Source organism: Xylanimonas ulmi, assembly GCF_004216535.1.
Lineage (GTDB): Bacteria > Actinomycetota > Actinomycetes > Actinomycetales > Cellulomonadaceae > Xylanimonas > Xylanimonas ulmi.
Genome location: NZ_SGWX01000001.1, coordinates 2,806,291 through 2,828,946 on the forward strand (window position 1 = coordinate 2,806,291; position 22,656 = coordinate 2,828,946).

The following is a 22,656-nucleotide window of genomic DNA, read 5'->3' on the forward strand; positions in this document are numbered from 1 at the left end:
AGGCCGACATTGCGGGACGTTCGTCAGCGGATCGTCGAGCGGCGCGCGCGGACCGACGTCGCCAGCTCGCGCAGCAGGCCCTCGGTGGTGTCCCAGTCCATGCACTTGTCCGTGACCGACTGGCCGTAGACGAGCGTGTCGAGCGGGCCGGGCGCCTGCGCTCCCCCGACCAGGAAGCTCTCCATCATCAGGCCTGTGATGCCGTGCTCGCCCTGTGCCAGCCGCTCGGCGATCTCGCGCACGACGGCGGCCTGGCGCACATGGTCCTTGCCCGAGTTGCCGTGCGAGGCGTCGACGATGACACCGGCCTCGACCGCGCCGCCCAGCCCCGAGCGCGCCGCGACATCGAGCGCCGCCGCGACGTCCTGCGGCGAGTAGTTGGGCCCGCCGCGCCCCCCGCGCAGGATGACGTGGCAGTCGGGGTTGCCGGCCGTCTCGACGGCGGCCGCGCGGCCCTCGGAGTCGGCGCCGAAGAACGTGTGCTCGCTCGCCGCGGTGACGCAGCCGTCGACGGCGATCTGCACGTCGCCGTCGGTCGCGTTCTTGAACCCGACGGGCATCGACAGGCCCGACGCGAGCTGGCGGTGCACCTGCGACTCGGCGTTGCGGGCGCCGATCGCGCCCCAGGTCACGGCGTCGGCGATGTACTGCGGGCTGGTGGGCTCGAGGAACTCGGTCGCGGCGGGCACTCCGGCGTCGAGCACGCCGAGCAGCACCTCGCGCGCCAGGCGCAGGCCGTGGCGCACGTCGTGAGTGCCGTCCAAGTGCGGGTCGTTGATGAGGCCCTTCCACCCCACAGTGGTGCGCGGCTTCTCGAAGTAGACGCGCATGACGACGACGAGGTCGTCGGCGAGCTCCCGCGCCAGCGGCGCCAGGCGCGCGGCGTAGTCGAGCGCCGCCGCGGGGTCGTGCACCGAGCACGGGCCGACGATCGCGAGCAGGCGGTCGTCCTCGCCGCGCAGCACGTCACGCACCTCACGGCGCGACGTCGTGACGAGGTCGCTGCGCTCGGTGCCCAGCGGCTGCGCCAGACGCACGGCGCGCGGGGCGGGCAGCGCGTCGAGCGCGCGGATGCGCAGGTCGGAGGTCTCGGCCAACAGCTCAGCCTTCCGCAGGTCGGACGCGTCGGTCGCGCCCGGGGCGTCGGCAAGGCTATCGCTGGTGACGGTCTGGCTCATCGTCATGAGTGCGTGGCTCCTGGATTCCGGGTCGGGCGGGGCGCTTGTCGTGACCGGCCCTCCCGCATGCCCGGGTGATCCCGAGCGGCGACCGGAGCGCCTCGTCTCACGACGAAGGCCCTCGACGCCGCGCGTCGAAGGCCTGTGCTGGCTCCGGTGGGTTCGTTGGTCAGGCGTTCGCCCGCCACGCTCCACACGGAGCCGGCGTAAAGCGCCAATACCAACGGGTGTTCACGACGTCGACGGTACGCCACGCCTGCGCGCGGGCCAAACCCGTGTCCACGATGCGAGTCACACGATCAGCGCGGGGCGCGGCCCTCACGCGCGGGGCGCGGCCCTCAAGCGCGGAACACGGCGGCCCCGCCGCCCGCCTCGAACGCGTCCAGGAGCGCGAGCCGCTCGCGCGTCGACGGCTGCAGGTCGGCGGGCAGCGCGTCGCGCGCGAACCAGCCGACGGCGAGGTTCTCGTCGTCGCCCACGTGCGCCGCGGCCGCGGCCTGCGGGGAGGCCGGGCGCGCGGTGAACAGCAGGTCGAGGTACACCGACCGGTCGCCGTTCGCGTACTCGATCTCGTCGGTGGTCGACACGGCCGCGAGCGCCTCGACGACGACGGCGACGCCCGCCTCCTCGGCGACCTCGCGCGCGACCGCGATCCCGGGCTCCTCACCGGGGTCGACAAAGCCGCTGATCAGGGCCCACAGCCCCGAGTCCACGCGCTGGGCGAGCAGCAGCAGCCCGTCGTCGTCGCGCACGACGGCGGTCACGCCGGGCAGCCAGAGCAGGTCGGCGCCCACGCGCTCGCGCAGCCCCGCGACGTAGGGAGGGATCGGCATGAGCCTGAGCCTAAGCGTCCGGCGGGCGCGGGGCCCGACGCCGCGGCGACGGCGCGGGTCCACGGGGGACCCGCGCCGTCGGGCTCAGCGCGCCGTCTCGTCCCCCACGGCGGGCAGTGGAGTCGCGGCGTCGGGGTAGGAGGCCTGCGCGCCCGCGCCGGTCACGGCGTAGGCGCCCACCCGTGCGGCGAACCGCGCCGCGTCGACGAGGCCCACCCCGGCGGCGAGCCGCTGCACGAGCGCGCCGACGAACGCGTCACCCGCGCCCGTGGTGTCGAGGGCCGACACGCGCGGGGCGGGGATGGCGACGACGTCGGGCGGCCCCGCCTGCGCCGTCGCGCACGGCGTGGCGACGAGCGCGCCGACGGCGCCGAGCGTGACCACGACCGAGCGCACCCCGGCCCGGACCAGCGCCGCCGCGACGTCCTGGAGGTCACCCGCGTCGGGCGGCGCGCCCAGGAGCGCCAGGGCGCCGCGGGCCTCGTGCTCGTTGACCACGAGCGGGTCCGCGAGGCGCAGCACGTCCGGGTCGAGGTCGACCACGGGCGCGAGGTTGAGCACCACGCGGGCGGCGGCGGCGCGGGCGGCGGCCTCGACCCCGGACGTGGGGATCTCCCCCTGGAGCAGCACCACGTCGGCGGACGCGATGGCCGCGGCGTTCGCGGCCACCGCGGCGTCGTCGACCGCGGCGTTGGCCCCGGGGACGACCACGATGGTGTTCTCGCCGTCGGCCGAGACCGTGATGAGCGCGAGCCCGGTCGGGCCGGCGACCACGCGCAGCCCGGACAGGTCGATCCCGCTGGTGCGCAGCGTGCTCGTGGCGACGTCGGCGAACTCGTCGTCGCCGACCGCGCCGACGAACGCCACTCGCGCGCCCAGCCGGGCCGCCGCGACCGCCTGGTTGGCGCCCTTCCCGCCCGCGAGCACGGCCATCGACTGACCGGCGACGGTCTGCCCGGGGGCCGGATGCGCGGTCACGCGTGTGACGAGGTCTGCGTTGACCGAGCCGACCACGACGACGCTCATGTCGCCTCCTCCTGGCCGTCCGGCGCCCACCGCGCGCCCAGGAGCACGTCGAGCACACGGCGCATGACCTCCTCGCCGTCGGCGCAGACCGCGGCACGCGCGTTGGGCTGACCCTTGCGCGGCACGCGGAACTCGCAGACGGTCTCACCGCGGGTGTGCGTCCCGTGCAGTTCGACGGCCATACGCACATCCTGCAACTCGAACAGCTGCGGCCATGCGAGGTAGGCGGCGGCCGTGGGGTCGTGCAGTGCCATGGGGCGCGGGGTGACCTTGTCGATCATGCGCAGGTAGAACCCGACGTGATCCGCCAGCAGCGCCGCGTGCGGCTGGCCCGAGGCGCGCAACGCGTCCTCCTCGGCGGTCCGGATCGGCACCTGGCGGGTCACGTTGAGCCCGAACATCTCGATCGGGATGCCCGAGCGCAGCACGGCGTCGAGCGACTCCGGGTCCGCGAAGGTGTTGAACTCGGCCGCCGCGGTGTGGTTGCCCGTCGTGGCCGACCCGCCCATGAACACCAGACGCTCGACGCGGTCGGCGAGGTCCGGGCGCAGGTTGAGCGCCATGGCGATGTTGGTCAGCGGCCCTGTCCCCAGGATCGTCAGGGGGCCCGCCTCAAGTGCGCGCACCAGCGCGCTGATCGCGTCGAGCGGCTCGACCGTGCGCCGGGCGGCGGGCGGGAACGCGCGGCCCACGGTGCCCATCGCGGCCCCGCCGAGCAGGTCCTCGATGGTCTGGGGGTCCTGCGCGAGCGGTTTGGCGGCGCCGCGGTAGACGGGCGCCTCGATCCCGAACGCCTCGACGACGGCGAGGGTGTTGGCGGTGGTGTTCTCCAGGCTCGTGTTCCCGACGACGGTCGAGATCCCCACGAGGTGGTAGTCCGTCGCGCGCGAGACCACGATCATGGCCAGCGCGTCGTCGAACCCGGTGTCACAGTCCATCCACAGGCGTCTCATCTCACGCCCCCACGATGAACCAGGTCATGACCATGGACATGACGATCCCCACGGCCATCGGCACGCACGTGCGCGCGATGAGCTGGCCGACCGACACCTTGACCGCGCCGCACACGATGAGCACGACCGCGGCGACGGGCGACATCGCGCGCGTGAGGTTGCCGACGAACTGCATGGGCAGGATGAGCAGCGCGCCGTTGACGCCGGTCGCCTCCGCGACCTTGGGGGCGATCTCGACGAGCGAGTAGAACGGCGCCACACCACCGGTCAACAGCGCGAGCAGCAGCATCGCGCCGGCGAACCCGAGGAAGAGCACGAGCGCGACCGAGTCGAGGTGGGCGACGGCGTCGGACAGCGCGGACACCACGCCGATCTGGATGATGCCCTCGACCAGCACGTTGGCCGCGACCACCAGGGCGACGACGACGCCGAACCCGGTGCCCATGCCCTTGAAGAACACCATGATGTCCTCCAGGCGGGCGCGGACCGAGCGGCGACGGATCATCTCGGCCGTCGCGGCGATGAGCACCGAGAGCAGGGTGACCGGGATGAGCTCGGCGCTCAGGTCGATCGAGGTGAACTGGCGCAGCAGGAACGGGATGAGCACGAACAGCAGCGGCAGCACGGGCAGGATGGCGTACCACGACGGCGCCGACGGCGCCTGCTCCTGGCTGGCGTTCCCGGCCATCACGTCGACGACGCCGAAGTCACCGCCGCGGGCGGCCGTGCGCCGGTCCATGTAGCGCTGCCAGAAGTAGTGCGCGACGCCCATCACGATGAGCGTGGGGATCGAGATCAGGGCGTGCATGCCGAACACATAGTGGTCGAGCGCGATGCCGAGGCGCTCGGCGGCGATGATGTTGTCGGCGCCGAGCGGGGTCGGCATGATCGTCGCCGTCGTCGCGATGACCGCGGCGGCGGTGATGGGCTTGATGCCCGCGCCCACCATGGCGGGCAGCAGCGTCGCGATGAGCAGCACGGCGAGCGCTGACGCGGACGGCACCGCGAGCGACATGAGGTTGCCGACCCAGAACACGAGCGGCACCAGCAGGTAGGTGACCTTGATCTTGAGCAGTGGTCTGGTCAGGATCGTCGTGGCCATCTGGTTCGCCCCGATGTGCGACATGTAGGCCGAGAACCCGAACAGCACCATGATGATCATGCCGATTCCGGCGGTGGTGCGGGACAGGATCGCGGCGACGTACCCGAACTGATCGAGCCAGGCGTTGCCCGTCGCGGCGATCTCGTACGAGCCCGTGCCGGTGTGACCGAGCACGGGCGCGACCATGAGGATGAGCAGGCCGCCCGCGAACAGGGCGACTGTCGCGTTGACCTTCTTGTGCATGAGCACGCCGACCAGCAGGATGCCGGAGACGGCGAGGAGACTTTCGAGAATCACTTCGGCCCTTTCGTGTAACCGATTCCATGACGAGCGCACGACGCCGCGCCAGGTCGGAAACCTGTCTTGACGCGGGGGAACGCCTCCGTCAGGGGAGGCGCGTCATGCGGCGGGCCCGGTGGACTCACGCACCACCAGGGCGGACTCGAGCACGACGGACGACGCAGGGCGGCCGGCGAGGATATCGAGGATGATGTCGACCGCGAGCGAGCCCATGCGCGCCGGGTCGTGAGTGATGACGGTCAGCGCGGGGCGCAGCCAGCGATACGCGGCGACGTCGTCGTACCCGATCACCGACAGATCGCGCCCGACGGCGATGCCCCGTTCGCGCAGCACGTCGAGCACCCCGAAGGTCATCAGCGAGTCAGCCGCGAGGATGGCCGTCGGAGCGTCGGGCAGGTCGAGCAGCGCCGCGGCGCCGCGGGCGCCGCTGTCCGCCTGGAAGTCGCCCGTCGCGACCAGCTCCGGGTCGCTGTCGAGGCCGCACTCGGCGACCGCGGCGCGGTAGGCGTCCAGCCGCTCGCGCCCGGTCGAGGTCTGCGGCGGCCCGGCGACGATGCCCACGCGTCGATGCCCGAGGTCGGCGAGGTGTGACACCGCCGCGGCGACGCCCGCGCCGTTGTCGGACGTGACGGAAGGCACGTCGACGCCGTCGATGGTCCGGTCGACGAAGACGATGGGGACCCCGAGTGCGAGCAGCTCCCCGAGCGACCCGCCGCCGTCTCCCTGCGGGGCGACGATCATCCCCGCCACGCGATGGGAGTACAGCAGATCGAGGTAGTGGTCCTGCTGCTCGGTCGACTCGTTCGCGTTGCCGAGGAGCGTCGCGAGCCCGGCCGCGAGGGCCTGCCGCTCGGCGCTCTGGGCGATGTCGGCGAAGAACGGGTTGCGGATGTCGGAGACGAGCAGGCCGAGCGTGTCCGCGTGCGGCTTGCGCAGCGAGCGCGCCTGGGCGTTGAGCCGGTAGCCGAGCGCCGACGCCGCCTCGGTGACCCGCCGGCGTGAGCTCTCCGACGTGGCGGGATGCCCGGAGAGCACGCGCGACGCGGTGCCGACCGAGACGCCGGCGGCCGCGGCGACGTCACGGATCTTGACGACCACGGCGTCCTCCTTCGCACTCAGCCCGGCTCGGTCGCGCCGTGGAACCGATTCAACGTAGCAACTCCGCCGACGCCCAACGGCCGTGCGGCACGATCCGAGCCCCGTTCGGCGCGCTTCGGCGCCATCGCACCCGAAGGGGGGCCGCCATCGACTCCTCCGGCGCGAGCCTGACTCCCACCAGGGACCGACCGTGCCGTAATCTCAGGGGTGCCTCGATAGCTCAGTTGGCAGAGCAGCGGACTTTTAATCCGCGGGTCCAGGGTTCGAGCCCCTGTCGGGGCACAAAGATGCAGGTCAGAGCGTTGCGCGATCGAGCCAACGTCCCACGATCAGACTCTTGCCAGACAAAGCCCGCGAGAGTCGGCCTCGCACGCCGTCGGAGTGAACGCCTCCGTAGCGCCCGCGCCGTCGCGGTGCCACGATGTGCGCGTGCCCTCCCCGGTGATCCCCCAGGTCGTCGCGCACCGCGGCAACAGCGCGGTCGCGCCCCAGAACACCCTTGCCGCCTTCGAGTGCGCGTGGCGCGCCGACGCCGCGATGATCGAGTGCGACATCCAACTCTCGTCCGACGGCGCCATCGTCGTCATCCACGACGAGACGGTCGACGACACGACCGACGGCCGCGGCGAGGTCGCCGAGATGTCGCTCACCGACCTGCGCGCGCTCGACGCGGGCGGATGGTTCGCGCCAGCCTTCGCGGGCGAGCGCATCCCCACGCTCGGCGAGGTCCTCACCCTCCTGGGCGACCGCCCCGGCACGGGCCTGCTGCTGGAGCTCAAGGGCGTCTGGTCGACCGCCGACGCCGCGCGCGTCACCGCAGCCATCGACTCCGCCGGCCTGGGGTCGCGCACGATCGTGCAGTCGTTCTACCCCGAGACGGTGATCGCGCTGCGCGAGGCCGCGCCCCACCTGCGCCGCGGCTGGCTCATCGAGCAGCGCCACGAGCCGCTCGCCGACCTGTGCGCCCAACTCGACGTCATGACGTGCAACCCGGACGTCGACCTGGTGCTGGCCGACGACAGCCTGGTGCCGCTGCTGCACGACGCCGGGCTGCAGGTGATGGTGTGGACCGCCGACGACGTCGCGCAGTGGGAGGCGCTCGTGGCCGCGGGGGTCGACGCGATCATCACCGACCGGCCCGACCGCCTCGCGGGCTGGCTCGCGGGCCGGTTCGCCGCCTAAGGCGTCACTACTCAGCGCCACCCTCAAGATCACCTCGCGCCACCCGGGTGTGGCGCGCCGCCACTCAGACGGTCCTCTCGCCCTCCCCTAGTCGTCCCGCGCCCTGCCCTCGGTCACTACGCGCCAGTGGTTTGGTCAGACCACTCACGCCACGACCGAGGAGCCGTCTTGCCTCAGTGCCACCCGACCCGTGCCTCGCTGCGCCAGCCGACCACGCGCGCACGCCGCGTCCCGCGCCGCCGCGCCATGACGACCGGCCTCGCCACGGCCGCCGTCGCCGCGCTCACCGCCACGACGGTGGTCCCCGAGTCCCTCCCCGCCGCGCCGGCCCAGGCCCAGCGCGCCGCCGACACAATCGACGCCCACGCCGTCACCATCTCGGGGACCGCGCCCACGCCGTCGCCCGAGGCCGTCGTGGTCACCGCGGCGCCGCAGACCACGCCCGAGGTCGAGGCGGCCGTCGCCCAGGCGTCAGGCGTGCTGGTCAAGGCCGAGCACGTCGCCGCCGAGAGCGCCGACGCGCCCGCCGAGGACGTCGAGGAGATCGCCCAGACCACCGCCGTCGTGCGCGAGCTGCTGCGGCGCGCCGCGCCCGAGTCCCCGTCGGACGCCGCCGCGGCCGCGCAGGACGCCGCCGAGGCGGCGCTCACCCAGGCCGCCCCCTCGGTCGAGCCCACGGACCTGCCCGAGCCCGCCGACGCGACCGCCGCCCCCGCGCAGGCCGAGAATGCCCCCGAGACGGCCTCCACCACCCGCACGCCGAGCGAGGCCGTCATCGCGGCCGCGGACGCGGCGGTGACCGCGGCGGCCGACGCGGCCGACGTCGCGCTCGGTCCCGCGCTGGCCGTCGCGGCCGCCCTGACCCAGCAGTCCGAGACGCTGAAGGGGCTCATCGAGACCGGATCGTCAACCGTTGTGGTGACGCCCGCGCCGCCGACGGCGGAGCAGATCGCGGCGGAGAAGGCCGCCGAGGCCGCGGCCGACGCCGCCCACCTGGCCGAGCTGGCCGCCTCGGCGGCCGGGTACGGCAACGGGCAGATCCCGGCGAGCGTGCTGCGCGAGCTGCCGTGGGCGCCGGGCGAGTCGCTGCGCGCCGACGCGGCGGTCCAGCTCGAACGCCTGAACGAGGCGTTCTTCGCACGGTTCGGCACGCACCTCGACGTCGTCGACTCCTACCGCTCGTACGCGGCGCAGGTCGCGACCAAGCGCGCCCGCGGGTTCTGGGCCGCCGTCCCGGGCACCTCGAACCACGGGTGGGGCGTGGCGGTGGACCTCGGCGGGAGCGTCGCGCGCTTCGGCGGCGAGGGCTACGCGTGGCTGGCCGAGCACGCCGCGGCCTTCGGCTGGGTCAACCCGGACTGGGCCCGGCCCGGCGGCAGCAAGCCCGAGCCGTGGCACTGGGAGTACACGGGTTGAGCGGACGGTGCGGACAAAGCGCGCGTCGCCCGCCCCGGTCCCCGCTAGCCTGTCAGCCATGCGCGTTCTGGTCGCCGGTGGTGCCGGCTACATCGGGTCCCACACGGTCCTCGCCCTTCTCGCCGCCGGGCACGACGTCGTCGTCGTCGACAGCTTCGCCAACGCGAAGCCGGCGGTGGTGGGGCGCCTCGAAGAGCTGTCCGGGCTCCCGATCCCGGTGCACAGGTTCGACCTGACCGACGCCGAGCGCACCGACGCGCTCTTCGAGGCCGAGCACTTCGACGCCGTCATCCACTTCGCGGGGCTCAAGGCGGTCGGCGAGTCGGTCGCCAAGCCGGCCCTGTACTACCGCAACAACGTCGACAGCACGCTCTCGCTGGTCGAGGCGATGGCCCGCCACGACGTGCGCCGGTTCGTGTTCTCGTCCTCAGCCACCGTGTACGGCGAGAAGGCGCCCGTGCCGTACCGCGAGGACTGGGAGTACCTGGAGTCCACCAACCCCTACGGCCAGACCAAGGTGATGATCGAGCGGATCCTCACCGACGTCGCCGCGGTCAACCCGGCGTGGCGGGTGGCGCTGCTGCGCTACTTCAACCCGGTCGGGGCGCACGCGTCGGGCCGCATCGGCGAGGACCCGTCGGGCATCCCCAACAACCTCATGCCGTTCCTGTCCCAGGTCGCGGTGGGCCGCCGCGAGCGCCTGACGGTGCACGGCGACGACTACCCGACGGCCGACGGCACCGGCGAGCGCGACTACATCCACGTCGAGGACCTCGCCACGGGGCACGTGGCCGCGCTCGACCACCTCGACGCGATGTCGACGCCGGTCCGGGCGTTCAACCTCGGCACCGGCACGGGCACCTCGGTGCTGGCGCTGCTGCGCGCGTTCGAGCGCGCCGTGGGCCGCGAGCTGCCCTACACGGTCGGCCCGCGCCGCGACGGCGACCTGCCCGCCTCGTACGCCGACCCGACACGCGCCCACGTCGAGCTGGGCTGGCGCGCGACGCGCACCATCGACGACATGTGCGCCGACAGCTGGCGCTGGCAGTCCCAGAACCCCACGGGCTACCCCGAGGCCTGAGGCCGCCCGTCCACGCGGCAGTTCGTCGTCAACTCGTGCGCTCGGGCTGCCGCGCTGACGACGAACTGCCGCGTTGACGCGGTGACGCGGTGGCCCTCAGTGCGCGAGCGCCATGAGGGCCACGGCGCCGGCCCCGGCAAGCGCCTCGGCGCGGGCCAGGGCGCCAGGGCCGAGCCCCGTGGCGCGCCTGACCGCGCCGGGCGTGTGGTCCAGGGCGCGGTATGGCTGGGGAATGCGGCCCGGCGCATGGTCTGAGGCCCGGGGTGGCTCGGGGACGCGGCGGAGGGTCAGCGCGACTCCCGCGACGACGACGGCCGTCGCCCCGGCCAAGGCGACCGTGGTCAGTGGATCGGCCGCCAGGTCGCCGAGGCTTCCGAGGCTCCCGGAGTGGCCCGCGTGACCCGCGTGACCCGCCAGGCCACTGGCGCGCCCGCCAGCGCCCGCGCCCGGGGCGACGCCACCGAGCCCGCCGGCGCCCGCGAGCGTCAGCGCGGCCATGACCAACAGGCAGGACACGTGCAGCAGGTGCAGCGGCCGGCACGCGCTGTCGAGGTCCCGGCCGACCGCCGCGGCGACGACGCCCGCGCCGAGCATCGCCGCCGCCCAGAACGGCGCGGGCAGCCCGCCCGGCAGCACCGCGAGGTCGGCCATGGCCAGGGTCATGAGCGCGCCGGTCGCCACGGCGATGACCCGGCCCGTCCCGGCGGGGCGGCGGGCGGCGCACGCCACCGTCACCGCCGCCGGGACCAGCGCCACCACGTGCAGCCCGTGCATGTCAGCCGTGGTGGTGCGGGCAGGGGCCGTCGCCGTGGGCGCCGCCGCAGCACTGCCCGGCCAGCGCCCCACCAGGAGTCTCGCCAGGCGCCCCGGTCGAGGCGAGCGACGACGCGCAGTGCGACGACGTCGAGGCGGGCACGTTGAGTGTGGGGTTGCGGTCGAAGAACCCATAGGGCTTGAGCGTGAACTTCGCGTAGTCGACGGGCATGACGGGCCAGTCCTCCGGGCGCGGGAAGTGCGTGAGACCGAACGTGTGCCATAGGACGACGTCGGCGCCCTCAAGTGAGCGGTCGGCCGCCTGGAAGGCCGGCAGCCCGCCCCCGCCCGCGTGCTGGTTGACGTGGGTGCCCGCGGCGTAGCGCTCGTCGTCGGCGAACTGGGTGACCCACACGTGCTTGGTCGCGAACGCGGCGCGCGCGGCGATCGAGGACTCGGGCGCCGCCATGAGGGTCGGCGTCTCCTGCGGGTAGAGCGCGTAGGCGGTGGGCCGGCCGAGGGCGTTGACGCGCTCGGTCGAGCTGATGTGCCAGGTGCGGCCCACGGCGCCGTCGGCCAGGCGCGCAGCCTGTGACTCCGAGGCCAGGCGCGTGCGCCGCGAGGTGAACGCGTTGCCCCACGGGTTGGCGCCGCTGACCGGCAGGCGCACGGCGTCGACCTCGTCGACGGCGTTGGCCGTGCCGTCGACGTCGAGGTCGAGCCGGGCGGAGAACAGGTGCTGGTGGTAGGGGGCGCCCAGGCCCGGCGCCACCTCGGAGGCGAACGGGTACGGCTGCCCGTCGGCGCCCGCGCCCGGGTAGGCCGAGGAGAACAGGAATCCGGTGAGCTTGGCCTCGCACTCGATGGTGCCGTCGAGGTACAGGTACCAGTAGAAGCCGTAGTCGTAGTTGCCCACCGTGGTGAAGAACGAGATGACCATGCGCCGCTGGCGGCGGGTCTCGTTGACGCCCGTGAAGATGTCGGAGTGCTTCCACAGCACCCCGAAGTCCTCCTCGTGCATGCAGACGCCGTTCTTGACCACGCGCGGCGCGCCCGACTCGTCGGCGAGCGTGACGTCGAGGTAGTGGATCTCGCCCAGGCAGTCGCAGCCCAGCTCGAGCGAGTTCACGTAGCGGCCGAACAGGTACTCGCCCGTGTCGAAGTAGTTCTGCCAGTAGCGCGTGGGCGACGGGTCGGCGTAGGGCACGACCATCTCGGAGATCGAGGCACGGTAGACGACCGGGCGCTGCTCGTCGCCGTCGGCGATCGACATGCGGTGCAGCACCAGGCCCTCGCGCGCGTCGAACGCCACGCGCAGGCGCCAGCCCTCCCACGTGACCTCGCCGTCGTCGGACACCTGGAAGCTGGCGCCCTGGGGCTGGGTGATCTCGATGGGCTTGAGCGTGGTGCGCGGCGGGCCGGCGAGCGCGGGGTCGGTGTAGTTGCCGTGCTCGGCCGGCACGGGCATGCGCGCGTGGTCGATGACGCGGGTGACCTCGCCCGTGGTGAGGTTCACGTAGGCGACCAGCCCGTCGACCGGGTGGGCCCAGGGGTGGTCGGCCTCGTGGTCCATGCGGAAGCCGAACACGCGCGCCATGCGCTTGCCGACCTCGTCCTCGTGGCCGAAGGAGCCGGCCGACAGCGGCACGGTCACGACCTGCTCCGGGGTCAGGCCGCGCGCGGCCAGGGCCGCGACCCACTCGGGCGAGGCGGCCACGATCCCGGGCACCAGCTCGAACTCGGCGTCGAGGATGGGCAGCTGGCCCACCTGTGCGGTGTCGAGCCGTTCGACCGAGACGAGGTCGCCGCGCGTCACGTCGACGACGGCGTCGTGCTGGACGCCCGTGGCGAGCTCGAGGAGCTGCACGCGCACCTGGCGGGTGGGCAGGTCGCCGTCGCCCGACTCCCAGGCGAGCACCTGGGCCTTGGGCGCCTCGAGCAGCCCGACGTAGACGAACTTGGTGGTCTCGCGCACCAGGCCGGCGTCGGCGACGATCGCGGCGGCGGCCGTGATCTCGTCGGCCGCGAGCGTGGCGAGCGGGTGGGGGGCGGTCAGGGTGGGGGTCGTGGCGGTCATCGTGGTCCTCTCAGGCGATGGCGTCGGTGATGCGGGCGTAGGTCTGGGGGCGCCGACGGCGCAGCACGGTCGCCTGCGCCCAGCCGACCGCGGGCAGCGCCACGACCAGGGCGAGCAGCACGCCCGACACGACGCCGAAGCGCTGGGCGCCGGCGGCGTCGACGTCGCCGACCAGCAGGGGGAAGTTCGCGACGATCGCCGCGGCCGCCCCGGCGAGCCCGAGCAGGCCCAGCGCGGGGGCGACGAGGGTGTGCCAGGGGCGGGCGTCGACCCGCGTGCGGCGGAACCACACGATGACGGCCAGCGAGGTGACGGCCATGAGGATCGTGATGGCGAGCGTGGCCACCCCGGCGAACCACGTGAAGACCTGGAGCACCGGGTCGAGCCCCAGCGCCGCGAACACGACCACGAGCGCGACCGCCGTCGTCGTCTGGACCAGCGAGGACGCCGACGGCGACAGGTGCCGCGGGTGCACCGCGCCCACCGCCGCGGGCAGCAGGCCCGCGTTCGACAGGGTGTGCTGGTAGCGCGTGATGACGTTGTGGAAGCTGAGCACGCAGGCGAACATGCTGGTCACCAGCAGCACCTGGACGACGACCTGGCCCGCCGTGCCGAGGTACTTGGCCGCGGTCGCCACGATCATGCCGCCCGGGTCGGCCGCGGCGACGTCGAGCACGTGGTCTGGACCCCACGCCATGACCAGGCCCCACGAGGCGAGCGTGTAGAAGACGGCGACGCCGATCACGGCGGCGTAGGTGGCGCGCGGGATGGTGCGCTCGGGGTCGCGGGCCTCGTCACGGAAGATCGCCGTCGCCTCGAAGCCGATGAACGCGGCGATGGCGAACATGAGGCCGATCGCGGGCGAGCCCGACAGCACCGCGGACGGCGCGAACGGCGCGGCGGACAGACCCTCGTTCCCGCCTGTGATCAGCACCCCGGCCACGATCGCGAGCACGATCCCGACCTCGCCCACCAGCAGCGCGCCCAGCACCTTCGAGGACAGGTCGATGTGGCGGTAGCCCAGCACGCCCACGACGGCGACGATCGCCAGCGCCCACGCCCACCAGGGCAGCGTCGGCAGCCCGAGCCCGGCGAGCGTGCCCGACATGATGAACCCGATGTACCCGTACACGGACACCTGGATGGTCGTGTAGGTCAGCAGCGCGAGGTACGCGGCGGCCAGCCCGGGGCGGCGCCCGAGCCCGTACCCGACGAACGAGAAGAACGCCCCCGGCCGCGGCACGACGCGCGTCATGGCCGCGAGGCCGACCGAGAACAGCAGCAGGATCACGCCGGACAGCGCGTACAGCGCCGGGAACCCGACGCCGTTGCCGAGCAGGATGCCGAGCGGGGCGGCCCCGCCGACGACGGTCAGCGGCGCCGCGGCCGCGACGACCATGAACACGATGGCGACCGGGCCGAGCCGCCCGGTCAGGGCGCGTGGCCCGGCGGCGGGCGGGGCGGCCGGCGCGGGGCCGGCGGTCGAGGTGGGGGCGGTCATCGGACCTCCTGGGTGGGGCGCTGCGCGCAGCGGCGGGTCGTGGCGTGACCAGGGTCGTGGGCCGCGGTTGCCCCGCCGTCTCGGCCCCGTAAACCCTGGCGGCGTGTGTGTGAGACACGTGCGCGCGCCCGTCTCGTTCGCGGTCACATCGCCGAAACACAAGCCGGGGCCCGGCGCAACGAGCCCCCGGTACGGTCGCGCGCGTGAGATCCCGCCCCGTCGTCGCCGTCCGCTCCCCCGTGCACGGTCTGGCGCGGCGCTCGCTGCCCGCGCTCGACGTGCTCGCCCAGCCCGTGTCCGCGGTCGCCCCGGCCGCCGCGGCGACGACGCTGCCGCTGCTCGTCGCGACGGTCGCGGGCGGCGGGTCGGTGCTGGCCTCGGTGACGATCGCGCTGGCGCTCGCGGGCGCGGTGGCCGCGTGCGTCAACCAGTTCACGCGCCGCATCGCCGCGACCGGCTCGCTCTACACGTTCGTGGTGCGCGGGCTGGGACCGCGCGCCGGGGTCGTCACCGGCGTCGCGATGCTGCTCGGGTACGGGTTCATCACGATGTTCGCGCTGGCCGGGGGCGGCTGGTACGCCCAGCTCCTGCTCGCCCGCGCGTGGCCCTCGCTCGCGCACGACGGCGCCGCGGGCGACCTGCCGGCGCTGGTCGTCGTCGTAGGGCTGGGCGCCGTGGCGTGGTGGGTGCTGCGCCGCGGCATCCGGCGCTCGGCGCGCGTCGCGCTCGTGGCCGAGGTCGTCTCGATGACGCTCATCGGGGCGCTCGTGGTCGCGCTGCTGGTCACCGCGGGCCCGCCGTCCGCGAGCGCCCTGACCCCGCACACCTCGCCCGGCGACGTCGCGGTGGGCGCCGTCGTCGCGCTGACGGCGTTCGTCGGCTTCGAGAGCGCGGCCACGCTGGGCGCCGAGGCGCGCCGCCCGTTCCGCACCGTCCCGCGGGCGATCATCTGGACGGCCCTCGGCGCGGGGGTGCTCTATCTGGGCGCCGCCGCGGCCCAGCTCGTCGGCTACGCCCAGGTGGGCCTGGACCTGGCCGCGGGCGTCTCGCCCTCCGACGAGCTCACCGCGGCCTTCGGGGTCGGCTGGGCCGGGCCGGTGCTCGACGTCGGCGTGGTGGCCTCGTTCCTCGCCTGCGCGATCGCCTCCAGCACGGCGCTCGTGCGCGTGCTGTTCACCATGGCGCGCGAGGGTCTGGTCCCGAGCGCGCTCGGGCGCGCGCACCCCGAGCACGGCACGCCGTCGACGGCGCTCGCGATCGCGCTGCCCGTGCTGACCGCGGCGCCCGTCGTCGCGGTCATGGCCGGCGCCCGCCTGTGGCCCACGATGCAGGCGCTGCTCGTGGTCTCGGCCGGTGGGTACGTGACCGCGTACGCGCTCGTGTGCGCGGCGGTGCCGGCGTTCCTCGTGCGCGTCGGGGAGGTGACGCGCCCGGCCGTGGTGCTCGCCGGGGTGACGGCGACGGCGCTGGGTGGCGCTCTCCTGGCCACGCTGGCGCTCCAGACCGGCGCCGCCCGGCGCGCGGGCGCGGCGCTGTTCGTGGCGCTGCTGCTCGCGGGCGCCGCGATGGGGCTGGGGCGCCTGCGCCGTCGTCCACACCTGCGCGCGCGGCTCGGGGTGCATGACGAGCCCGTCGTCGCCGACCTGCTGGGCGCGTCTGCCTGGACGCCCCCGCCGGGCACGCCCACCAACCCGGGCACACCGGGCTCGCCCCGGACGCCCGCCGTCGATGGCGAGGCCGCCTGATGGGCCGCCCGATCTTCGCCCGCCCCGACGCGGCTGCGCGTCTCCTGGGCGCGACCCCACCGGCCGAGGACGAGGTACGGGGCCGTCAGCCGCGCGTCGTGCGCCATGCCCTCCAGGTGCTCGAGTGCGTCGCGGCGTCGGGGGGTGGGATCACCGCGCAGGAGGTCTCGGCGGCGCTCGGCCTCTCACGCGCCACCACCTACCGGCTGGTGCAGGTGTTGGTCGAGGACGAGTATCTGGTGCGCTTGCCCGATTTGCGCGGGTTCGCGCTGGGCAGCCGGGTCGCGGCGCTCGCGAGCGCGCCGCCCCCGCCCGCGCGCCCGCCCCGCGCCGCGCGCGAGGTGTTGGCGCGCCTGCGCGCGGGCCTGCGCGGCGGCGTCCACCTGGTGCGGCTCGACGGCCAGGGGCCGGTCGTGGGCGACGAGGACCCGGACTTCCCCTTGGCGGCGGACGCCGACGTGCGCGGGCTGCTCGACGGCGTCTGCGCCGACCTGGCCGCAGCCGCAGGCGACGCGGCGCGCTCCGCCGGCGACGTCGCGCGCACCGCAGACACAGCCGTCGCGCGCACCGCGGGCACAACCGACGTCGCGCGCACCGTGGGCGCGTGGACGGCGCTGGCCGCCGCCGTCGTCGACGAGGACGGCGCCCCGGTCGCGGCGCTTGTCGCGCTCGCCCCCGCCGACCGCCTCCCCGACCCGGATGCGGCGGCCGAGCGCCTGCGCGCGGCGGCGGACGACCTGGGGCCGCTGCTCGCGTGAGGCTCAGTCCCAGCCGAGTTCGTGCAGCCGCTCGTCGTCGATGCCGAAGTGGTGGGCGATCTCGTGGACCACGGTGATCGCGACCTCATCGACGACGTCCTCGCGCGTCTCGCAGATGGCCAGGGTCGGGTTGCGGAAGATCGTGATGCGGTCGGGCAGGGCGCCCGCGGCCCACGACAGGTCACGCTCGGTGAGCGGGACGCCCTCGTAGAGGCCGAGCAGTTCGGGGTCGGAGGCCGGGGCGTCGTCCTCGACCAGCACGACGACGTTGTCCATGACCGCGGTCAGGTCCGCCGGCACCAAGTCGAGCGCGTCCGACACGGCGTCTTCGAAGTCGGCGCGCGAGAACTCCATCCCCCCATCCTCCCCCAGGTAAGATCGACGCGTCCTGCCCCCATCGTCTAGCGGCCTAGGACCCCGCCCTTTCACGGCGGTAGCACGGGTTCGAATCCCGTTGGGGGTACCAAGGGAGTGTCTTCGCGCAGGTCAGGGGCCGATTTAGAGTTTGGCTCGCTCGTGGGGTACGCTTCTACCCGGCCCAAGCGAGGAGATCGCGAAGGCCAAGGCCCTGTAGCGCAGTTGGTTAGCGCGCCGCCCTGTCACGGCGGAGGTCGCGGGTTCAAGTCCCGTCAGGGTCGCGCATGCGGCGCCCGGTGTCGGCAACGGCCACCGGGCGTTGGTGTCCAAGGCTCTGTAGCTCAGTTGGTAGAGCGCACGACTGAAAATCGTGAGGTCAGGGGATCGACGCCCCTCGGAGCCACCCAGGTCGCCGCGCCACCGCGGCCGCTCGTCAAGCCCCCCGATCCGCACGGATCCGGGGGCTTTGTCGTTCCCGGCACTCCCGCAGCGCCGACGTTGTCGGCTGGGATTGCCGCGACCAGCGTGAACGGGTTGAGTGTGACCATGGATGACCGGGACGACTCCCCCACCCTCGGCAGGCTCGTCGAGCAACTCTCCGAGCAGACCACCCGGCTCGTGCGCGCGGAGATCGCTCTCGCGAAGGCGGAGATGTCCGCCAAGGCCAAGGCCTCCGGGATCGGCGTCGGGCTCATCGCGTGCGCGGGCGTCATCGTGGCCTATGCGATCGGCGTGCTCATCTGGTCCGCCGTCCTCGGCCTGGGCGAGGCGTGGCCGCTGTGGCTGTCGGCGCTGGTCATCAGCGTCGTCATGCTGCTGGCGGCGGGCGGGCTCGTCGCAGGCGGCGTCAGACTGCTTCAGCGGGCCGCCAAGCGCCCCGAGTCGATCGACCGGGTGAGGTCGGACATCGACACGGTCCGCAGCCACCTCGCCACTGCGTCCCACAAGGAGGACCAGCCGTGACTGCGGACCAGCTCCCCCAGCCCGCCGACGGCTCGGCCCCCGGCACGGGCGCGGCCCCCACGGGCAAGGCGCCCACCACGGCCGACCTTCAGGCCGAGGTCGCGCGCACCCGCGCCGAGCTCGGCGCGACGCTCGACGCATTGTCCACGCGCCTGTCCCCCGCCTATCAGGCGAACCGGCTCAAGGACTCGACCCAGCAGGCCGCCACCGACGCGGCGGCGTTCCTCACCGGCAGCGGGCTGCCACAGGACGACGCGCGCCGCGCACGCAACGCCAAGGCGCTACTCGTCGGCGCGGCCGCCGTGGCCGTGACGGTCGCGATCGCCGTCGCACGTCGCGTGCGGCGCTGACGGACCTGTCAACGGACGCCTCATCATGAGACGTCCGTCACAGTGTCACCTCGCGGCGCATCGCTGTCACCTGCGGTCCGCCGGGGAAGCCTCCCGGATCGGCAGCCCCGCCGCGACGACGCCTACTGCACCTGGGTCTCGGCGTCCTCCGACGCAGCGCCCAGCAACGCGCGCACCTCGGCCTCCTTGTATCGCCGGTGACCGCCGAGCGTGCGGATCGACGAGAGCTTGCCCGCCTTGGCCCAGCGCGTCACCGTCTTGGGGTCGACCCGGAAAAGGCTCGCGACCTCGGCCGGCGTAAGCAGAACCTCGGACTCTCCGTGGATCGACATCCGGTACCTCCCTGTCGCAGCAACTGATGACGGGGCTCCATGGCGAGCCCGCGACGCGCGTACGACCGCGTTCACTCATTGTCGCCCCATGGCCGATATGTGCGACTTGGGGGTGGATGAAAACGTCTCATCCACCCCACCGCGTGACACTCCGTCTCGCCGCGGGAGACCGGTTCCGGACGCCGGAGTGGAGAGAATGCCTGGCGCTCATGTACCGTTGGACCTTGAACAGACACGCACTTGATCCGGGGCCGCACGTCTGAGACGTTGCCGCCCCGCTCCACGTTGAGGGGGAGCCATGGGCCGCGGCCGTCAGAAGGCGAAGCAGACCAAGGTTGCTCGCGAGCTGAAGTACTTCAGCCCTGCGACGAACTACCACGCGCTGGAGCAGGAGTTGCGAGGCAGCGGGCACACCGACGTCGCGACCGAGGACCGGTACTCCGCGCATACGGAGGACTACGACAACCCCTCGGCGTGGGACGACGACGAGCGCTGACCCCAGCGCCTCACCGCACGTGACGAAGGGCCGGACGGCTGTGCCGTCCGGCCCTCGTGCGTCTGCGGTGGTGGTTTCGGGTGGTCAGAAGCGGTAGTCGCCCACCAGGCGCACCGCGCCGCCGTCGACGCCCTTGGTGCCGGCGACCAGGTTCGCCGCCGCGTCGTCCGCGCCGAGCTCGGCGACCGTCCCCAGCTCCCACGCCGGCACACCCAGCGCGGCCAGCCGCGCGAGCACGGCGTCGACGCCGTCAGGACCGACCACCGCGACCATGCCGACGCCCAGGTTGAGCGTGCCCTCCAGGTCGGCGGTGGGCACCTGGCCCAGCGCGCGCACCAGCCCGAAGACGGGCGGCGCCTGCCAGGTCGAGCGGTCGACCGTGGCCACGAGCCCCGTGGGCAGCACGCGCGCGAGGTTGGCGGCCAGACCGCCGCCGGTGACGTGCGTGAAGGCGTGGATCGCGGCGCCGGCCGCGGCCGTCTCGTTGTGCTCCAGGAGCGCGAGGATGTCGGAGGCGTACACGCGCGTGGGCTCCAGCAGCTCCTCGCCGAGCGTGCGGCCGAGGTCGTCGACGTGCCGGTCGAGCGACCAGCCCGCGTGCTTGACGACGGCGCGCACCAGCGAGTAGCCGTTGCTGTGCAGGCCCGAGGAGGCCATGGCGATGAGCACGTCGCCCGCGCGCACACGGTCGGGACCCAGCACGCGGTCGGCCTCGACGATGCCGGTCACGGCGCCGGCGACGTCGTACTCGTCGGGCGCGAGCAGTCCGGGGTGCTCGGCGGTCTCGCCGCCGACCAGCGCCGCGCCCGCGACCTCGCACGCCTGGGCGATGCCGCGCACGATGTCGGCGACGCGCTCGGGGACCACCTTGCCCGTGGCGATGTAGTCGGTCATGAACAGCGGCTTGGCGCCCACCACGACGATGTCGTCGATGACCATGCCGACCAGGTCGAACCCGATGGTGTCGTGCTTGTCGAGCGCCTGGGCGATGGCGACCTTGGTGCCGACGCCGTCGGTCGAGGTCGCCAGCAGCGGCGCGCGGTACTCCTTGAACGCCGACAGGTCGTACAGGCCGGCGAAGCCGCCCACACCGCCGAGCACCGCGGGGCCGTGCGTGCGGCGCACGGCGTCCTTCATGAGCTCGACGGCCTTGTCGCCCGCCTCGGTGTCGACGCCGGCGGCGGCGTAGGTCAGGCCTTCGGTGGTCACTCAGTCTCCCTGCGTTCGATGGTCGCGCTCACGGGTGGGCCAGGGCGCTCGCGCCGCCCACGGCGACCGAGAGCGAGCGAAGCCCGTCCTCGGGGGCGCCGAGCGGCAGCTCCTCCTGCTCCAGCAGGTGCTTGCCGAGCTGGTCCTCGGGCGGCAGCTCGATCGGGTACTTGCCCGTGAAGCACGCGGCGCACAGCTGCGAGGCGGGCTGCTGGGTCGCGGCGATCATGCCGTCGAGCGAGATGTAGCCGAGCGAGTCGGCGCCGAGCGACTGGCCGATCTCCTCGGTGGTCAGCCCGTTGGCGATGAGCTCGGCGCGCGAGGCGAAGTCGATGCCGTAGAAGCACGGCCACGTCACGGGCGGGGACGAGATGCGCACGTGCACCTCGGCGGCCCCGGCCTCGCGCAGCATGCGCACGAGCGCGCGCTGGGTGTTGCCGCGCACGATCGAGTCGTCGACGACGACGAGCCGCTTGCCGCGGATGACCTCGCGCAGCGGGTTGAGCTTGAGCCGGATGCCGAGCTGGCGCAGCGTGTCCGAGGGCTGGATGAAGGTGCGGCCCACGTAGGCGTTCTTGGTCAGGCCCTGGCCGAACGGGATGCCCGACTCCTGCGCGTACCCGACCGCGGCCGGGGTGCCCGACTCGGGAGTCGGGATGACCAAGTCGGCCTCGACGGGGTGCTCCTTGGCGAGCGTGCGGCCCATCTCGACGCGCGCCGAGTGCACCGAGCGGCCGGCGATGACGGTGTCCGGGCGGGCCAGGTACACGTACTCGAAGACGCACCCGGCGCGCTGCGGCTCGGCGAACTTGCGCGAGCGCAGGCCGTCGCCGTCGATCATGATGAGCTCGCCCGGCTCGACCTCGCGCACGTAGCTCGCCCCGACGATGTCGAGCGCCGGCGTCTCGGACGCCACGACCCAGCCGCGCGCCAGGCGCCCCAGCACGAGCGGGCGCACACCCTGCGGATCGCGCGCGGCGTACAGGGTGCGCTCGTCCATGAAGACGAGCGAGAACGCGCCGCGCAGGCGCGGCAGCACCTCGAGCGCGGTCGCCTCGAGCGTGTGGTCGGGGTCGCCCGCCAGCAGCGCGGTGACCAGCGCGGTGTCGGTGGTGTTGCCGCGCGCGAGCTCGCCGCGGCGCTGCGCGCCGTAGCGCTCGGCGACCAGGTTCACGAGCTCGGCCGAGTTGGTGAGGTTGCCGTTGTGCCCGAGGGCCACGGTGCCCGACGCCGTCGCGCCGAGCGTCGGCTGGGCGTTCTCCCAGGTGACGCCGCCCGTCGTCGAGTAACGGCAGTGCCCGACGGCGATGTGGCCGTGCAGGGCGTCGAGCGCGGTCTCGTCGAAGACCTGCGAGACCAGGCCCATGTCCTTGTAGACGAGGATCTGCTCACCGTTCGAGGTCGCGATGCCCGCCGACTCCTGGCCGCGGTGCTGCAGCGCGTAGAGCCCGAAGTAGGCGAGCTTGGCGACCTCCTCGCCCGGGGCCCAGACCCCGAAGACGCCGCAGGCGTCTTGGGGGCCCTTCTCGCCGGGCATCAGGTCATGGTTGAGGCGACCGTCAGGGCGCAGAGGCATGCCCCAAGTATCACACGGAGCGCTTGGCGTCCCGCCGTCGGATGCTCCGGCGGTCGACGACGCTCGCCGCCAGTCCGGCGATCAGCGTGGTCAGCGCGGTGGCGCCCATCACCGTCACGGTGAGCCACACGCCGGGCTTGCTGAGCGCCTGGTCGCGCGCCGGGTCGAATGTCGCGAGCATGTACAGCCCGACCGCCAGGCCCAGCACGAGCCCGGCGACGACACCGACGACGAAGAACCCCTTGTAGCGCGGCGCGCGGCGCACGTGCGCGGGGTCGATGACGGCGCGGACCTCGACGTCGTCGGCCTCGGGGATGTCCGGTTCGGGGGTGGTGCTCACCAGGCCAGGGTATCGGCGCGCGGGCCCGGC

Annotated in this window: 22 protein-coding genes and 4 tRNA genes; 12 read left to right on the top strand and 14 right to left on the bottom strand. The window is 73.7% G+C overall.

All coding sequences use genetic code 11. From position 1 onward, the window contains the following. Positions 1-23: 23 nt before the first annotated feature. From EV386_RS13025 to EV386_RS13050, 6 genes are all read right to left on the bottom strand, one after another. Entirely contained in the window at positions 24-1,184 is a 1,161-nt protein-coding gene (locus EV386_RS13025; protein WP_423218978.1) for a 3-deoxy-7-phosphoheptulonate synthase, read from the bottom strand. A gap of 332 nt (positions 1,185-1,516) precedes the next feature. Continuing rightward, entirely contained in the window at positions 1,517-2,011 is a 495-nt protein-coding gene (locus EV386_RS13030; RefSeq protein WP_130415631.1) for an NUDIX domain-containing protein, read from the bottom strand. Positions 2,012-2,095: 84 nt separating this feature from the next. Next, a complete protein-coding gene (locus EV386_RS13035) occupies positions 2,096-3,037 on the bottom strand; it encodes a ribokinase (protein ID WP_130415633.1) in 942 nt (313 codons plus the stop codon). Next, positions 3,034-3,990 carry a nucleoside hydrolase gene (locus tag EV386_RS13040; protein ID WP_130415635.1) on the bottom strand — a complete coding sequence of 319 codons (957 nt, stop codon included), beginning with the start codon at positions 3,988-3,990 and terminating at the stop codon, positions 3,034-3,036. Before EV386_RS13040 ends, EV386_RS13035 begins: the two co-directional genes overlap by 4 nt. Position 3,991: 1 nt before the next feature. Next, the gene (gene dcuC, locus EV386_RS13045; protein ID WP_130415637.1) at positions 3,992-5,389 is read right to left on the bottom strand and encodes a C4-dicarboxylate transporter DcuC; all 1,398 of its coding nucleotides are present in this window, start codon (positions 5,387-5,389) and stop codon (positions 3,992-3,994) included. A gap of 102 nt (positions 5,390-5,491) precedes the next feature. Continuing rightward, a complete protein-coding gene (locus tag EV386_RS13050) occupies positions 5,492-6,490 on the bottom strand; it encodes a LacI family DNA-binding transcriptional regulator (RefSeq protein WP_130415639.1) in 999 nt (332 codons plus the stop codon). A 209-nt stretch (positions 6,491-6,699) separates the two neighbouring features. On the opposite strand from EV386_RS13050, the gene EV386_RS13055 reads away from it, so the two are divergent. The 4 genes from EV386_RS13055 (at position 6,700) to galE (ending at position 10,169) form a co-directional block, all read left to right on the top strand. Next, positions 6,700-6,772 (top strand) — tRNA-Lys (locus EV386_RS13055). Positions 6,773-6,919: 147 nt separating this feature from the next. Further along, positions 6,920-7,672, top strand: coding sequence for a glycerophosphodiester phosphodiesterase (locus EV386_RS13060; protein WP_242607958.1), 753 nt, complete (start codon positions 6,920-6,922; stop codon positions 7,670-7,672). A gap of 168 nt (positions 7,673-7,840) precedes the next feature. Then, positions 7,841-9,088 (top strand): M15 family metallopeptidase, encoded by a 1,248-nt coding sequence (locus tag EV386_RS13065; RefSeq protein ID WP_130415643.1) that lies wholly within the window; start codon positions 7,841-7,843, stop codon positions 9,086-9,088. A 58-nt stretch (positions 9,089-9,146) separates the two neighbouring features. Next, positions 9,147-10,169 carry a UDP-glucose 4-epimerase GalE gene (galE, locus tag EV386_RS13070; protein ID WP_130415645.1) on the top strand — a complete coding sequence of 341 codons (1,023 nt, stop codon included), beginning with the start codon at positions 9,147-9,149 and terminating at the stop codon, positions 10,167-10,169. A gap of 96 nt (positions 10,170-10,265) precedes the next feature. Here galE and EV386_RS13075 read toward each other — a convergent pair whose 3' ends face one another. The 3 genes from EV386_RS13075 to EV386_RS13085 are packed head-to-tail and all read right to left on the bottom strand — an operon-like array spanning position 10,266 to position 14,500. Next, a complete protein-coding gene (locus EV386_RS13075) occupies positions 10,266-10,943 on the bottom strand; it encodes a hypothetical protein (RefSeq protein WP_130415647.1) in 678 nt (225 codons plus the stop codon). Between the two features lies 1 nt (position 10,944). Further along, complete coding sequence (locus EV386_RS13080) at positions 10,945-12,999, bottom strand: primary-amine oxidase (protein WP_130415649.1); 2,055 nt, start codon at positions 12,997-12,999, stop codon at positions 10,945-10,947. Positions 13,000-13,009: 10 nt separating this feature from the next. Beyond that, complete coding sequence (locus EV386_RS13085; RefSeq protein ID WP_130415651.1) at positions 13,010-14,500, bottom strand: APC family permease; 1,491 nt, start codon at positions 14,498-14,500, stop codon at positions 13,010-13,012. Positions 14,501-14,703: 203 nt separating this feature from the next. Here EV386_RS13085 and EV386_RS13090 point away from each other — a divergent pair, with 203 nt between their 5' ends. Further along, positions 14,704-16,245, top strand: coding sequence for an APC family permease (locus tag EV386_RS13090; RefSeq protein WP_130415653.1), 1,542 nt, complete (start codon positions 14,704-14,706; stop codon positions 16,243-16,245). Further along, positions 16,245-17,003: a helix-turn-helix domain-containing protein gene (locus EV386_RS13095; RefSeq protein WP_130415655.1), complete on the top strand. Its 759-nt coding sequence runs from the start codon at positions 16,245-16,247 to the stop codon at positions 17,001-17,003. Before EV386_RS13090 ends, EV386_RS13095 begins: the two co-directional genes overlap by 1 nt. A gap of 3 nt (positions 17,004-17,006) precedes the next feature. Here EV386_RS13095 and EV386_RS13100 read toward each other — a convergent pair whose 3' ends face one another. Continuing rightward, entirely contained in the window at positions 17,007-17,357 is a 351-nt protein-coding gene (locus EV386_RS13100; RefSeq protein WP_130415657.1) for a metallopeptidase family protein, read from the bottom strand. A gap of 36 nt (positions 17,358-17,393) precedes the next feature. Here EV386_RS13100 and EV386_RS13105 point away from each other — a divergent pair. The 5 genes from EV386_RS13105 (at position 17,394) to EV386_RS13125 (ending at position 18,673) form a co-directional block, all read left to right on the top strand. Then, positions 17,394-17,469 (top strand) — tRNA-Glu (locus tag EV386_RS13105). A gap of 98 nt (positions 17,470-17,567) precedes the next feature. Next, a tRNA-Asp gene (locus tag EV386_RS13110) sits at positions 17,568-17,641 on the top strand. Positions 17,642-17,690: 49 nt separating this feature from the next. Beyond that, positions 17,691-17,763, top strand: a tRNA-Phe gene (locus tag EV386_RS13115). Between the two features lie 143 nt (positions 17,764-17,906). Then, positions 17,907-18,323 (top strand): phage holin family protein, encoded by a 417-nt coding sequence (locus EV386_RS13120; RefSeq protein ID WP_130415659.1) that lies wholly within the window; start codon positions 17,907-17,909, stop codon positions 18,321-18,323. Further along, entirely contained in the window at positions 18,320-18,673 is a 354-nt protein-coding gene (locus tag EV386_RS13125) for a DUF3618 domain-containing protein (RefSeq protein ID WP_130415660.1), read from the top strand. The genes EV386_RS13120 and EV386_RS13125 overlap by 4 nt, the downstream gene beginning before the upstream one ends. A 122-nt stretch (positions 18,674-18,795) precedes the next feature. On the opposite strand, the gene EV386_RS13130 is transcribed toward EV386_RS13125, so the two are convergent. Further along, positions 18,796-19,005 carry a BldC family transcriptional regulator gene (locus EV386_RS13130; RefSeq protein WP_130415662.1) on the bottom strand — a complete coding sequence of 70 codons (210 nt, stop codon included), beginning with the start codon at positions 19,003-19,005 and terminating at the stop codon, positions 18,796-18,798. 298 nt (positions 19,006-19,303) lie between these two features. Here EV386_RS13130 and EV386_RS13135 point away from each other — a divergent pair, with 298 nt between their 5' ends. After that, complete coding sequence (locus EV386_RS13135) at positions 19,304-19,501, top strand: DUF3073 domain-containing protein (RefSeq protein ID WP_130415664.1); 198 nt, start codon at positions 19,304-19,306, stop codon at positions 19,499-19,501. Between the two features lie 84 nt (positions 19,502-19,585). Here EV386_RS13135 and purM read toward each other — a convergent pair whose 3' ends face one another. Genes purM through EV386_RS13150 form a run of 3 tightly spaced genes read right to left on the bottom strand, consistent with a single transcriptional unit; the run spans position 19,586 to position 22,626 of the window. Continuing rightward, positions 19,586-20,710 carry a phosphoribosylformylglycinamidine cyclo-ligase gene (purM, locus tag EV386_RS13140; RefSeq protein WP_130415666.1) on the bottom strand — a complete coding sequence of 375 codons (1,125 nt, stop codon included), beginning with the start codon at positions 20,708-20,710 and terminating at the stop codon, positions 19,586-19,588. 28 nt (positions 20,711-20,738) lie between these two features. Next, positions 20,739-22,286, bottom strand: coding sequence for an amidophosphoribosyltransferase (gene purF, locus EV386_RS13145; protein WP_130415668.1), 1,548 nt, complete (start codon positions 22,284-22,286; stop codon positions 20,739-20,741). Between the two features lie 10 nt (positions 22,287-22,296). Then, entirely contained in the window at positions 22,297-22,626 is a 330-nt protein-coding gene (locus EV386_RS13150; RefSeq protein WP_130415670.1) for a hypothetical protein, read from the bottom strand. Positions 22,627-22,656 lie beyond the last annotated feature (30 nt).